Annotated in this window: 10 protein-coding genes; 4 read left to right on the top strand and 6 right to left on the bottom strand. The window is 69.2% G+C overall.

The window, feature by feature from the left end; all coding sequences use genetic code 11:
• Positions 1-76 precede the first annotated feature (76 nt).
• From ABEU20_RS11455 to ABEU20_RS11465, 3 genes are read right to left on the bottom strand one after another with little or no spacing between them, the layout of a single operon-like run.
• Positions 77-1,225 (bottom strand): sulfotransferase family protein, encoded by a 1,149-nt coding sequence (locus tag ABEU20_RS11455; RefSeq protein ID WP_420164526.1) that lies wholly within the window; start codon positions 1,223-1,225, stop codon positions 77-79.
• Between the two features lie 22 nt (positions 1,226-1,247).
• Complete coding sequence (locus ABEU20_RS11460; RefSeq protein WP_420164527.1) at positions 1,248-2,030, bottom strand: SDR family oxidoreductase; 783 nt, start codon at positions 2,028-2,030, stop codon at positions 1,248-1,250.
• A gap of 3 nt (positions 2,031-2,033) precedes the next feature.
• Positions 2,034-3,200 (bottom strand): hypothetical protein, encoded by a 1,167-nt coding sequence (locus tag ABEU20_RS11465; RefSeq protein ID WP_420164528.1) that lies wholly within the window; start codon positions 3,198-3,200, stop codon positions 2,034-2,036.
• Between the two features lie 93 nt (positions 3,201-3,293).
• Between ABEU20_RS11465 and ABEU20_RS11470 the strand changes: the two genes are divergently transcribed.
• The 4 genes from ABEU20_RS11470 to ABEU20_RS11485 all read left to right on the top strand — a co-directional run bounded on the left by ABEU20_RS11470 (position 3,294) and on the right by ABEU20_RS11485 (position 8,291).
• The gene (locus ABEU20_RS11470; protein WP_420164529.1) at positions 3,294-4,232 is read left to right on the top strand and encodes an IclR family transcriptional regulator; all 939 of its coding nucleotides are present in this window, start codon (positions 3,294-3,296) and stop codon (positions 4,230-4,232) included.
• Between the two features lie 167 nt (positions 4,233-4,399).
• Positions 4,400-5,326, top strand: coding sequence for a sulfate adenylyltransferase subunit CysD (gene cysD, locus ABEU20_RS11475; protein ID WP_420164530.1), 927 nt, complete (start codon positions 4,400-4,402; stop codon positions 5,324-5,326).
• Positions 5,326-7,179: an adenylyl-sulfate kinase gene (gene cysC, locus ABEU20_RS11480; protein ID WP_420164531.1), complete on the top strand. Its 1,854-nt coding sequence runs from the start codon at positions 5,326-5,328 to the stop codon at positions 7,177-7,179. Before cysD ends, cysC begins: the two co-directional genes overlap by 1 nt.
• Positions 7,176-8,291, top strand: coding sequence for a 3'(2'),5'-bisphosphate nucleotidase CysQ (locus ABEU20_RS11485; protein WP_420164532.1), 1,116 nt, complete (start codon positions 7,176-7,178; stop codon positions 8,289-8,291). The genes cysC and ABEU20_RS11485 overlap by 4 nt, the downstream gene beginning before the upstream one ends.
• Positions 8,292-8,295: 4 nt before the next feature.
• On the opposite strand, the gene ABEU20_RS11490 is transcribed toward ABEU20_RS11485, so the two are convergent.
• From ABEU20_RS11490 to ABEU20_RS11500, 3 genes are read right to left on the bottom strand one after another with little or no spacing between them, the layout of a single operon-like run.
• Positions 8,296-8,769: an SRPBCC family protein gene (locus tag ABEU20_RS11490; protein ID WP_420164533.1), complete on the bottom strand. Its 474-nt coding sequence runs from the start codon at positions 8,767-8,769 to the stop codon at positions 8,296-8,298.
• On the bottom strand, positions 8,766-9,119 hold the full coding sequence (locus ABEU20_RS11495; RefSeq protein WP_420164534.1) for an ArsR/SmtB family transcription factor: 354 nt from the start codon (positions 9,117-9,119) through the stop codon (positions 8,766-8,768). Before ABEU20_RS11495 ends, ABEU20_RS11490 begins: the two co-directional genes overlap by 4 nt.
• A 60-nt stretch (positions 9,120-9,179) precedes the next feature.
• Positions 9,180-12,470: an arabinosyltransferase domain-containing protein gene (locus ABEU20_RS11500; RefSeq protein WP_420164584.1), complete on the bottom strand. Its 3,291-nt coding sequence runs from the start codon at positions 12,468-12,470 to the stop codon at positions 9,180-9,182.
• Positions 12,471-12,569 lie beyond the last annotated feature (99 nt).

The raw sequence follows: 12,569 nt of genomic DNA on the forward strand, positions 1-12,569 counted from the left end.
CCCCTTGAAAGGAAAACTAGCCCGGAATGTGGCGTCGATCACACCAGAGTCTCGGTGGGTGAGACTCTTTCTCGGTTCAGCCGCCGGAATAGTCGCCGAACCGCTCGTCGACTTCCTCGGCCGTCAGCCCGTACTCCTCGAGGGTGTACTTGTGCGCCGGCTTCCGGCTTCCCGAGCGGCTCTCGGCGTGCATGTCCTCCATTGCCCGATGGGCCTGGTCGGTCATGGGAATCGAGAAGTGCGAGTAGATCTTCTCGACCGTGCCGAGCGGGTCGCCGACGAAGTCGCCGTAGTCGACGTCGATGAACTGCGCCGGGTCGTACTTCGCCCGCGCCGCGGTGAAGTCCTCGAGCCCGCGCGCCCACAGATCGAGCTGGCTGCGGCCGATGACCTCGCCGCGGAACTTGTTCGACCAGCCCTCGGTGGCCTGCTCGGCCAGGCTGCACACGGACGGGACGATGGTCCGCGGGGGGCGGTGGGTCTGGATCACCAGGGCGTCCGGGTACACCGCCATCAACTCGTCGAGCGCGAACAGGTGGCTCGGGTTCTTGAGTACCCACCGCCGATCCTGATCGGGCAGGCCGATCAACTGCAGATTCTTCTTGTGTCGTGCGTACGCGTTGGTCCAGTCCTGGCCCTCGAGCCAGGTCGAGTAGGTCGGCAGGTTCGCGAGACACTCGTACGACACCGACTTGAAGGTCTGCCGCAGTAGCTGCCAGCACTCTTCGACCTCGCCGGCCGACATGAAGTGCACACCCATGAACTCGGGGTGGTCGATGTGATGCTGACCGAACTGCTGCTCGATCGCCTGGAACACCGGGTTGGACTCCCACGTGTCCCGCGGCGGGCGCGGTTGCGGCATCTCCGTCAGCCACATCTCGAGCCCCTGGTGTCCCGGGTCCACGGTGAGAAGACGGTGCAGCGCGGTGGTGCCGGTGCGGGGCAGGCCGGTGACGAAGATCGGTCGTTCGATCGGAACGTCGGCGTGCTCGGGGAACTGCTTCCACGCGGCCTCGCTGAGCAGGCGGGCGACGAGAGCGCCCCGCAGGAAGACGCGGGAGATCTTGCTGCCGAACGGCGTGAGGTCCTCGTCCCGGGCATACGAGTCGAGCAGGACCCCGAGCGCCTCGGTGTAGTCGTCGGTACCGAAGTCGTCGAGTCCGGTCATCCGGGTCGCGGAGGCGTGCAGGTCCTCGACGGTGCCGACGGAAGTGCGTTCAGTCATGGTGCTCCTTCAGGGCCGAGCTCTAGTGGTGGAACTCGCCGCAGTTGACGTCGAGGCACTGGCCGGTGATCGCGCTCGCCATCGGCGAGGCCAGGAAGATCACGGCGTTGGCGACCTCGTCGGTGGTCGGCAGGCGCTTGAGGTCGCTGTTCGCGGCGGTGTGCTCGTAGATCTGGTCGACGGTGATGCCGAACTTCTCGGCCTGGTGCTCGAAGTACTTCTTCAGCGTGTCGCCCCAGATGTAGCCGGGGGCGACGGAATTGACGCGGATGCCCTGGGGGCCGAGCTCGGTGGCGAGCGACTGCGACATCGCGAGCAGTGCCGACTTGGCCAGCTTGTAACTGCCGTAGCGCTCCTGGGAGTGCCGCAGCACCATCGAGTTCACGTTCACGACCGCGCCCTCGGACTCGGCCAGGGCCGGCGTGAACAGCTGGGTCAGGCGCAGCGCGCCGAGTACCGTCAGCTCGATCGCATCCCGGATGTGTTGGAAGTCGGTGCGGCCGAACGGCTTCATCGACGGCACCGTGAACGCGTTGTTGATCAGGCCGTCGACCCGGCCGAACGCGTCGGTGGTGGCGGCCAGCAGGTGGGCTGCCGAGGCGTCGTCGGTGATGTCGGTCGACACCGTTACCGCGCGGCGGCCGAGGTCGGTGACCTCCTTGGCCACCTCGTCGAGGCGCTCCTGGGTGCGTGCGGCCAGCACCAGGTCGGCGCCGGCCTCGGCGCAGCGCAGTGCCAGCGTCCGGCCGAGTGCCGGTCCGACACCGGAGATGACGATCACTTTGTCCTGCAACAGATTTGTCATTTCCTACCCCAGCATCCGGTCGGCGACGGCGGCCCGCCGTCCCGCGATGCGGGTGGCGAAGTCCTCCGGCGTGATCTTGTTGTGTTCGTGGAACGGCAGTTTCGCGGCGACCTCGTCGAGCTTCACGACCTCGACGGTGGGGCCGTCCTCGGGGGTGAACTGCCGCGACGTCCGCTGCCACCGGAACTGCAGGTAGCCGCGCGGATGACCGAGGGCCTCGAGCCAGTTGGTCACACCCGGGTTCTGCTCGCTGAGGACCATCCGGATCATCCCGTCCGGATCGACCTGCGCCTGAGTGTTGTTCAGCGAGGTCTGGTGATCGATGTAGTCCAGCGAGATGTACCAGAGGCTGCCGAGCTGGAAACCCTGGTACGGCGCATCCGATTTCGGGACGGTGATGATCATCGCCTCGTCGTCGGCGAGTTCGTAGTGGCCCACCGAGGAGTACTGCGTGGCCAGCCCGCCCGGGGTCAGCCGTGGTGCGGTCATCGTGTTGACCGGCAGGTTGTCGTAGAACCACTGCGGGAACTGCAGCCACGTCTTCACCCGGCTGACCAGCGCCTTGCCGGCGCGCGCGAAGCGCTTCTCGGTCTCCTCACGCGTGAGCGGCGGCGCCGGGACACCGATGCGGTCGGCGCGCTCGATCCGGATGGTCCCGCGCCGCTGGCTCCAGTCGCTGTAGACCTCGCGCACCACCAGCTGCGACGAGCCGGGGGCGAGCGTGAAGTGGTTCCGGCGTCCGTCGGCCGGACCGGGCCCGAACGTGGCGACGAAGGTGCCGTCGTCCTCGATGTGGAGCTCGCGGTCGTCGAAGGCGATCTCGCTGCCCGGGACGTTCGCGTTGGTGTAGTTGCCGCTGAGCACCTGGAAGCTCAGGTCCGCGGTGGTGCCGCGGGTTCCGGTGACGATGTACTCGGCGTCGTCGTTGATCCGCGCGCCGAAGTACAGGGTGTCCGGATTGTCGAGCCCCATCTTGGTGAACGGGCCGGTGCCCTGGATGAAGTTCGGATGCGTCTTCTCGGTGGCCCAGGCCGCATGCACGGTCGCGAGGATGCCTCCGGCGAGGTACTGCATTCCCTCGAGTAGGTCCTGCTCCGACCGGATGTGGGGGGCGCTCTCGACGAGCTTCTCGGCTTCGGCGATGGCCTCGGCGAGTGGATCCGTCAGCACACCTTGCTCCTTCGATCCGTTGGTACAAATATGTACCTGGGTGGTAGAACATGCGATGGGTCAGACGATAGAACGTGTTTCAAGGAGTGGTCAATGACTGCAGGCATTGCCGAGTCCGGCGAGTCCAGCGGGCGCCGTTCGCCGCCGACCGAACGGGTCGTCCAGATTCTCGACTTCCTCGTCGCCCGCGAGGAGCAGCGCTTCGGGCTGTCCGAGCTGGCGCGGGCGCTCTCGATCAGCAAGCCGACGTGCCTCGGAATCCTCTCCGAACTGGTCTCGGCGGGCTACCTCACGCGCGACCCGGCGTCCAAGACCTACGGCCTCGGTCCGGCCCTCATCGCCGCCGGACGCGCGGCCCAGCGCGGCTTCGCGATCGGGTCGATCGCGCGGAACCAGCTCGACACGCTGGCCGCCGAGTTGGGTGCGGTGTGCACGGCATCCGCGGTGGTCGGCGACCAGGTGATGATCCTCGAGACGGTCGCGCCTCCCGGGGTGGCGCTGGGGCGCACGGCGGCCCGCGTCGGTCAGGCGTACCCGTTCGCTCCGCCGGTCGGTCTCATGTACGTGATCTGGAGCAGCGACGACGACCTCGAGGCGTGGCTGCGGCGCGACCCCGCGCTTCCGGTCGTCCTCGATCGGGAGCTGCTGGGGCGGGTGGTCGCCGACTGCCGCAATGTCGGTTACCTCGTCGAACGGCTGACCCCGGTCGGGCGCAAGCTGTTCTCGCTCATGGCCGGCGTGGCCGGGCGGGACCTGCCGACGGAACTGCGCGAACTGATCGGCGAGATGGTGTCGAGCCTCGGCGAGCGCGTCTACCTGCACAGCGAGACCGAGCCCGACGTCGACTGCCCGGTGAGCCTGATCGCGGCGCCCGTCTACGACGCCGACGGCCACCAGTCGCTGGTGCTCACCCTCGACGTGGGCGGGTCGGTCAGCGGGGCGGAGATCGCCCGCCGCGGCGCAGCGCTCGTGGCCGCGGCGGATGCGGTGACCGCGGAGGTCGGCGGACGGCGCCCGGTGCGCTCCTCCTGACCTGACCGAATGTCGCATGCGTCCAGTCGGACTGAACCGGTGTGACATTCGGTCACCGGGGGCCGGCCATTGACCGGCGGGTGGAACAGGTTCTATTCTCGGCTCGAAGTCAGTTTTCGAACCGACCCGGTACAAATATGTACCGATGAATCGTCGAGGAGCCGCGCGTGACACCCCTGGCATCCCCGTCCACCTACGAGCTGTCGCACCTGCAGGCGCTCGAGGCCGAGGCGGTCCACATCTTCCGTGAGGTCGCCGCGACCTTCGAGCGGCCGGTCCTGCTGTTCTCCGGCGGCAAGGATTCGGTGGTGATGCTGCACGTCGCCGCCAAGGCGTTCTGGCCGGCGCCGCTGCCGTTCCCGGTGATGCACGTCGACACCGGCCGAAACTTCGACGAGGTCATCGAGTTCCGCGACCGGACCGTCGAACGTCTCGGCCTGCGGCTCGTCGTCGCGAGCGTCGAGGACGACATCGCGGCGGGCCGGGTGGTCGACGAGACCGGACCGCGGGCGAGCCGCAATCGGCTGCAGACGCACTCGCTGCTGCGCGGTATCCGGGAGAACCGGTTCGATGCGGTGTTCGGCGGCGCCCGCCGCGACGAGGAGAAGGCCCGCGCCAAGGAGCGGGTGTTCAGCTTCCGGGACGAGTTCGGGCAGTGGGATCCCAAGGCGCAGCGGCCCGAGCTGTGGAACCTGTACAACGGTCGGCACCGCCGCGGTGAGCACATCCGGGTGTTCCCGCTGTCGAACTGGACCGAGCTCGACATCTGGCAGTACATCCTCGAGGAGGAGATCGAGCTGCCGTCGATCTACTACGCGCACCGCCGCCCGGTCGTCGAACGCGACGGAATGCTGTTGGCGCGCACCCGGTTCCTGACGCTGCTCCCCGGTGAGGAGGCGCGCGAGGAGCTCGTGCGGTTCCGCACCGTCGGCGACGCGACGTGCACCGGCTGCGTCGAGTCGTCCGCCGCCACCGCGGCCGAGGTCGTCACCGAGGTCGCGGCCAGCCGCATCACCGAGCGCGGTGCCACCCGCGCCGACGACCGGATTTCCGAGGCCGGCATGGAAGACCGCAAGAAGGAGGGGTACTTCTGATGGCCCACACCCAGCAACTCCTCCGCGTCGCGACCGCGGGCAGCGTCGACGACGGCAAGTCCACACTGATCGGACGCCTGCTGTTCGACTCGAAGTCGATCTTCGAGGACCAGCTCGAGGCGGTCGAGCGCAGCAGCCGTGAGCGCGGAACCGAGTACACGGATCTGGCGTTGCTCACCGACGGCCTCCGCGCCGAACGCGAGCAGGGGATCACGATCGACGTGGCGCACCGCTACTTCGCGACGCCGCAGCGCAAGTTCATCATCGCCGACACTCCCGGGCACGAGCAGTACACCCGCAACATGGTCACCGGCGCGTCGACCGCGGACCTCGCGCTGATCCTGGTCGACGCCCGCAAGGGTGTGCTCGAGCAGACCCGCCGGCACGCCTTCCTGTCGACGCTGCTCGGGATTCCGCACCTGGTGCTGTGCGTCAACAAGATGGATCTCGTGGACTGGTCGCAGGAGCGCTTCGAGGAGATCAAGGACGAGTTCGGGCAGTTCGCGACCAAGCTCGACGTGCACGACCTCACGTTCATCCCGGTGTCGGCGCTCAAGGGCGACAACATCGTCACCCGCACCGAGAACATGCCGTGGTACGAGGGCTCGTCACTGCTGCACCACCTCGAGGACGTGCACATCGCATCGGACCGCAACCTCATCGATGCGCGGCTGCCCGTCCAGTACGTGATCCGGCCGCAGCGGCAGACCGACGCCGACCTGCACGACTTCCGCGGCTATGCGGGCACCGTGGCCAGCGGAGTCTTCAAGCCCGGCGACGAGGTGGTCGCGCTGCCGTCGGGATTCACGTCGACGATCTCCGCGATCTGGGGGCCCGGCGGCGAGGAAGTGAAGGAGGCGTTCGCGCCGTCCGCGGTGTGCGTGCAGCTGGCCGACGACCTCGACGTCAGCCGCGGCGACACCCTGTGCCGGCCGAACAACCGACCACTCGTCGGTCAGGAGCTCGACGCGATGATCTGCTGGTTCACCGAGCAGTCGTCGCTGAGCCCGGACGCGCGGTACACGGTCCTGCACACCACTCGCGCGACGAAGGCGCAGGTGGTGCGGCTCGACTACCGCCTCGACGTCAACACCCTGCACCGGGACGAGACCGCACAGTCGTTGACGCTGAACGAGATCGGACGCGTCCAGTTGCGCACCCAGCAGCCGCTGCTCTTCGATCCCTACCGCCGCAACCGGGTGACCGGAAGCTTCATCCTCGTCGACGACACCACCGGCAACACCGTCGCCGCCGGCATGATCACCGGGCCCACCCTCAAGGAATCGAAGGTGGTGTGGCACTCGGCGGCGGTGTCCCGCGACGAGCGCGCGACCCGCGGCTCGACGGTGTGGCTCACCGGGCTGTCGGCGTCCGGCAAGTCCACGGTCGCAGTGGAACTCGAACGACGCCTGGTTGCCGCGGGCGTGCCCGCGTATCGGCTCGACGGCGACAACCTGCGACACGGTCTCAACGCGGACCTGGGGTTCAGTGCCGAGGACCGGGCGGAGAACGTCCGACGCGTCGGAGCCGTCGCGCAGTTGCTCGCCGACGCCGGCATGGTCGCGGTCGCCTCGCTCATCAGTCCGTACGGCGCAGATCGCGACCGCGTGCGCCGACTGCACGAGGAGGCCGGCCTGCCGTTCGTCGAGGTGTTCGTCGACACCCCGATCGAACAGTGCGAGGCGCGCGACCCCAAGGGCATGTATGCCAAGGCCCGGGCGGGGGAGATCACCGGTTTCACCGGCGTCGACGACCCGTACGAGGCGCCCGAGCGAGCCGAACTGGTGTTGCGGCCCGAGGACGGCGACCCGGTCGCGCAGGCCGCGAAGATCATGGAGTATCTGAACCTGTGAGCACCGACGCCGAACTGGCCGCCGACCTCGCCACCCGCGCGGGTGAGCTACTGCTGGACCTGCGCGCCCGCGAGCTGGGGGACACCCCGCTCGACAAGGCCGCCGCGAAAGAGTTGGGCAGACGCGGCGACAAGGCCGCCAACGCGCTCCTGCTGGAGGCGCTGGCCGCCGCACGTCCGCTCGACGCCGTGCTGTCCGAGGAGTCCGCCGACGACGCCGCCCGCCTCGACAACGAGCGCGTCTGGATCATCGACCCGCTCGACGGGTCCCGCGAGTACGGCCTGGCCGGACGATCCGACTGGGCCGTGCACGTCGCACTGTGGGAGCGGGGTGCGGGCATCACGGCGGCCGCGGTTGCGCAGCCCGCGCGCGGCGAGGTGTACGTGAGCGGCGCCGCGCGGGCGGTGTCGTCGGAGCGCGAGCGTCCGCGGATCCTGGTGAGCGACAGCAGGCCTCCGGGGTTCGTCGACGCACTGGCGCGACGCGTGGGCGGCACGGTCGAGTCGATGGGCTCGGCCGGCGCGAAGGCGATGGCGGTCCTGCGCGGTGACGCCGACGCGTACGTGCACGCCGGGGGCCAGTGGGAGTGGGACTCGGCCGCGCCGGTCGGGGTTGCGCTCGCGGCCGGACTGCACTGTTCCCGCATCGACGGGACGCCGCTGCGGTACAACGAGGCCCACCCCTATCTGCCGGACCTGCTGATCTGCCGCCGTGACCTCGCGGTGCCGCTGCTGGCCGGCATCGCCGAGGAGACCGGGGGGCCTACCGACAGTCCGCGGGTCGCGATGGCCCGCGAGTACATCGAATCGCTCGTCACGCACGACGCGAGCAAGGTACGCCTCGCCCGGCAGTGCCATCGCTACGAGAACGGCCAGCGCACGGGCAATTCCGGTGACGAGATCCGTTCGATGCTCGAGACCGGCGGGCAGTACCGACCGATCAGCGGCGTTCGCGACCTCGAGTTCCGCGAGTGGGGTTCGGACGTCGTGGCCCGCTTCCTGCTCGACATGACCACCGGCCGGGATTCCCTCACCGTCGCGATCACCGAGCACTTCGCGATCCCCAGCGCGGAGATCGAGGCGATCACGGCGATCATCGAACCCTGCCCGTAGCGCGTCAGGCGTCGGCGGACTCCGCGGCGAGGGCCGTGCCGAGTGCGTCGAGCAACAGATTGGTGCCCTGCTCGCGGGACCCGGCGTCGTCGTAGCCGTCGAGGAATGCGCCCTGCTCGGTCATCACCAGGCGGGTGCCGGCGCCGGACGGGAACAGTTCGATCGTGGCCAGTGACACGGACGTCCGGACGTCGTCCATGTGCATGTCGTACGAATAGACGATGCGTTCGTTCGGGACGATGTCCTGGTAGATCGACGAGAACGAGTGCACAGGGCCGCCTTTCGGGCCGCCACTGACCGTTTCGCGGCCGCCGACCCGGAAGTCCATGGTGCCCTCGTCGGAGGTCCACTCGTCGGGGTGGGTGAACCAGCGGGCCTTGGCCTCCGGGTCGGCGAACGCGTGGAACACGCGGGCGGGACTCGCGTCGTAGACGCGCTCGACGACGAACGTGGAATGGGTGACCGATCGGGTGCTCACGGCGACTCCTCGGCTGCGGGTGCTTCGTCGGCCTCGGCGAGAAACTCGCCGAGTCGGTCGAGGCGACGCTCGATACTCGTGCGCCGCCGAGCAATCCACTGCCCGGCCCCGTCGAGGGCGTCCGGCACCAAGTGGCAGGTCCGGGTGCGCCCGATCTTCTCCGACCGCACCAGTCCGCTGGCCTCGAGCACCTGGAGATGCTGCACGACGGCGGGCAGTGACATGTCGAGCGGGGCCGCCAGCTCGCTGACCGTCGCCGGGCCGCGGCCGAGTCGCTCGACCATCCCGCGCCGACTCGGATCCGACAGTGCGTGGAACACCCCGTCGAGCGGTGCGGAATACTTAAGCACGTTCTTAAGTATTCTCGCTCGTCGGACCGTGTCAAGGGGTCGGCGCGAATTCGACCTGCGTCAGAACCTCAGGGTCATCGGCCCCGGGTTCCACAACCCCGAACGCCGCTCGGTCACGGTCGTCAGCTCGGCCGGACCCGCCGACTCGTCGCGCGGGGTGAATCGTTCCACCTGGCCCCAGTCGCGTCGCCAGTCGTGGTTCAGGTACGACGGGATCGTCTCGGCGGTCAGCAGCTGGTCGGTCCACCCGAGCGGGCCGCCACCGTAGTGGTCCTGCCACCGGTTGGTCGAGACCGCGCCCGGACGGTCGGGAAGAATCCGGTATCCCGGAATCTCGGCGACGCCGTTCGCGTGCGAGAACGGCTGCTGGCACGGGAACTGGAGGCCCACGGCCCAGTCCGCGAGCACCGGGGTGTCCGACCCGACGACGTCCTGGAGGGTGCGGGTCTGCGGAACTCGCGGCGGCGTGACAGCCAGCCACTGGTCGGGGTCGCGGTCCTCGTCGGACGCGACCAGACGAACCGCGTCGGCCTCGGCGGGCAGTTGGTCGAGGGGAACGCGCACGTTCCGCCACGACGGCTCGGGTCCGATGTCGAAGGGGAGCGCCCGACCGAGAACGTCCACCGCACCGTCGGGTCGGCGCACCCCGTACTCGAGTTCCAGGTCCTGGCCGTACTTGACGATGCCGTCACGATCCACCGAGCGGATCCGCCCCGCGACCGCGATCGAGACGATGTCGCCGCGGGTTCCGTCGGCGCCGACGTCCGGCAGGCCGTACCACTCGCTGGTCAGCGATGCCGTGGTCTGTTCGCCGGTGCGGTAGCTGCCGAGCACGGGCGTCGACGCGGGGTCGAGACCGAACGGCAGCGCGACGGTGCTGCCGTTGACGCCCACGGCGCCCTCGCCGCCGCCGGTACCGGCCGTGGTGTCGGTGGAAGTGGGCGCGGTGTCCGGGTCGACGAGGTTCGCGGTGCCCGCCGCGGCTGCCGTCTCACCGTCGGTGCTGAGATCCGACGCGACCCCGCCCGGCCGGAAGCCGGTGGAGTCGGTGCCGGCGAGCGCGGTCGCCACGTTTCCCGAGAGCGGTTGCAGCATGGACGCATTCGGATCGGTCTCGAGCAGCACGTCGTTCGCGAGCCCGCAGTTCTGGCCGCGCAGCGCGTCGAAGTTCGCTCGACCGACCGAGTACGCGGGATACTGGCTCACCGCGCCCTTCGCGAGCGAGAGCACCTCGAATGCCACCATGACAGCGGCCGCGATCGTCAGCGGGGGCAGCGCCCACACCCACCGAGTGCGGGATCCCGGAGCGGGAACGCGCGACTCGCGCAGGTGGCACCACGTCGCGACGCCGACCATGAGAATCGCACCACCGAACAGGCCCGTCGCCGCCCCGGTGCCGGCGAGCGACGGCGGCTTGTCCCACCACGGCACGCCCCACGCCGACACGTACCAGTAGTTGTTCGTCCCGATGAACGTGAACGCCAGCAGGAACAGGAGCGCCGCTGCGAACAGCGCTCGGTTGCGGGGCGAGCGCAGCACGGCGGTGCTCACGGCGACCGCGGTGAGCACCGCGAGTGCACCGGCCAGCCCCGCGAAGACACCGAGGTGGTGCGTCCACTTGGTGGGCGTGAACATCATCAGCGCCACGGCGCCGATCACGACGCCGATGATCCGGCGGGACGGCCCCGCCGAGGTGCCGGGGATGCGTCCGTTCTTGCGCAGTATCGCCAGGATGGTGACGGCCAGCCCGAGGAACATCACGAAGATGCCGAACCGGCGGGAGAGCGAGCCGTCGGCGGTGTCGTTCAACAGCCACTGGTACCGCAGGTTCTCGCTGAACCACTTCTCGCTCGGGCCGCCGGCGACGTGCGCATCCTGCATCGCCGGAACGACCGCGAGCGTCTGGTCGGCGAAGATCGCGACGAGAACGGCGGTCCCGGCCGCCAGCAGCGGCAGCAGCAGTGCCGCGAAGCCCACGGTCCTGGCCCGCGCGATCACGATCCGCAGCAGGGGGCGCAGCCCGGCGAGAAGCGCGGCGAAACAGATGATTCCGGACGGCCCGACCGAGAGCGTCGCCGCGGCGACGAGGATGGCCACCGCCGCCGGCAGGAGACGCCGGGTCGCGATCGCGCGCTCCACCGAGCACCACGTGAGCAGCACTCCTGCCGCGACGATCGGTTCGGGGCGCAGTCCGTTGTTGTACGGCAGCCACACCGCGAGGAAACCCAGCGCTCCGGTCCACAGCGCGATCCGGCTCGTGCGGGCCGCGACGCCGAGCCGGGGCACGACCTCACGGCTGAGCACCAGCCACGTGACGATGCCGGCGAGCAACGCGGGCAGTCGGACCCAGGGGCTGGCGCTCCAGATGTCGTCGAGCAGACCGAAGATGTAGTAGTACGGCGTGCCGAACGGGGTCTCGGGCACACCGAAGTAGCGGAAGTAGTTGGACATGTAGCCGGACGACTGCGCCGATCGGGCCATCGTGTACTGGTAGCCGTCGTCGGCTGTGGTCGCTCCGATGAAGTGCCACAGCACCAACGTTCCGACGACGACGACGTCCAGTGACCCGATGCGCCACCACCGCGCGGGCAGGAAGCGGCGCGCCCGGCGCCCGTCGGTGAGATCGAGTCTGTGCAGCGCGACCAGCGCCAGCAGCGTCGCGAGCACCGCCACGACCATCGCGACCATCTTGACCGGCGTCGGCGTCGTCGAGAAGCGGGTGTCGAGCTCGGCCGTCACCTGCAGGCCCGCGGGTGCGCTGCCGTCGAGATCGCTGAAGACGCCCACCATCTGGGGGCGGACGTCGCCGTCGACGGTCTTCGTCGATTCCTCGACGCCGGGCCCGGTGATCGACGCGGTGGTGCGCTCGGACGTCGACGACACGACGATCGCGCAATCCCTGCCCTGCAGTTCCGACAGCGGCGTCGAGATCAGCGACGAATCCCGCAGGATCACCTCGAGGCGGGCGGGCGCGGAGTCCGAGGCGGCCACCGTCTTGGCGATGAGCCCGTAGCGCTCCGTTCCCGGCGCCCCCGTGGGAATGGTCGTGACGAGGGTGCCGCCGGAGTCGAGGCCCGCGGCCGTCGCGCACGGGATCTGCGCATCGAAGGTGAAGGGGGCGTACGACACCAGCGGTGCCTCGACGCCGCGCGTGGACCCGTTCTGTGGCCACGAGAGCGTCGACTGGTCCTGGTTCACCGGCAGCAGCGGGATCGCCACCGCGCACAGGACTCCGAGGATCCCGGCGACGATCGCGATCAGGCGCGCCCGTCGGACATCCCACCACCCCTGACGTGCGGGTCCGGGATCTCGCACTGCCTTCTTCGCGGATGCATGTTCCGCCCCCACCATGCTGTCGACCACGAGAAGCGATGGTAACGGCAATCACACTCGTCACCGAGCGCCCTCACCGTGCCGCCGCGAAATCCGGCAATTCGCCGGGTAGAACGG

Origin of the sequence: Rhodococcus parequi, from assembly GCF_046042785.1 — a bacterium.
GTDB lineage: Bacteria > Actinomycetota > Actinomycetes > Mycobacteriales > Mycobacteriaceae > Prescottella > Prescottella parequi.

Coding starts and splice junctions, on each gene's coding strand:
- ABEU20_RS11500 (WP_420164584.1), bottom strand. CDS start 12,470: ATGGTGGGGGCGGAACATGCATCCGCGAAGAAGGCAGTGCGAGATCCC.
- ABEU20_RS11460 (WP_420164527.1), bottom strand. CDS start 2,030: ATGACAAATCTGTTGCAGGACAAAGTGATCGTCATCTCCGGTGTCGGA.
- ABEU20_RS11470 (WP_420164529.1), top strand. CDS start 3,294: ATGACTGCAGGCATTGCCGAGTCCGGCGAGTCCAGCGGGCGCCGTTCG.
- ABEU20_RS11455 (WP_420164526.1), bottom strand. CDS start 1,225: ATGACTGAACGCACTTCCGTCGGCACCGTCGAGGACCTGCACGCCTCC.
- cysC (WP_420164531.1), top strand. CDS start 5,326: ATGGCCCACACCCAGCAACTCCTCCGCGTCGCGACCGCGGGCAGCGTC.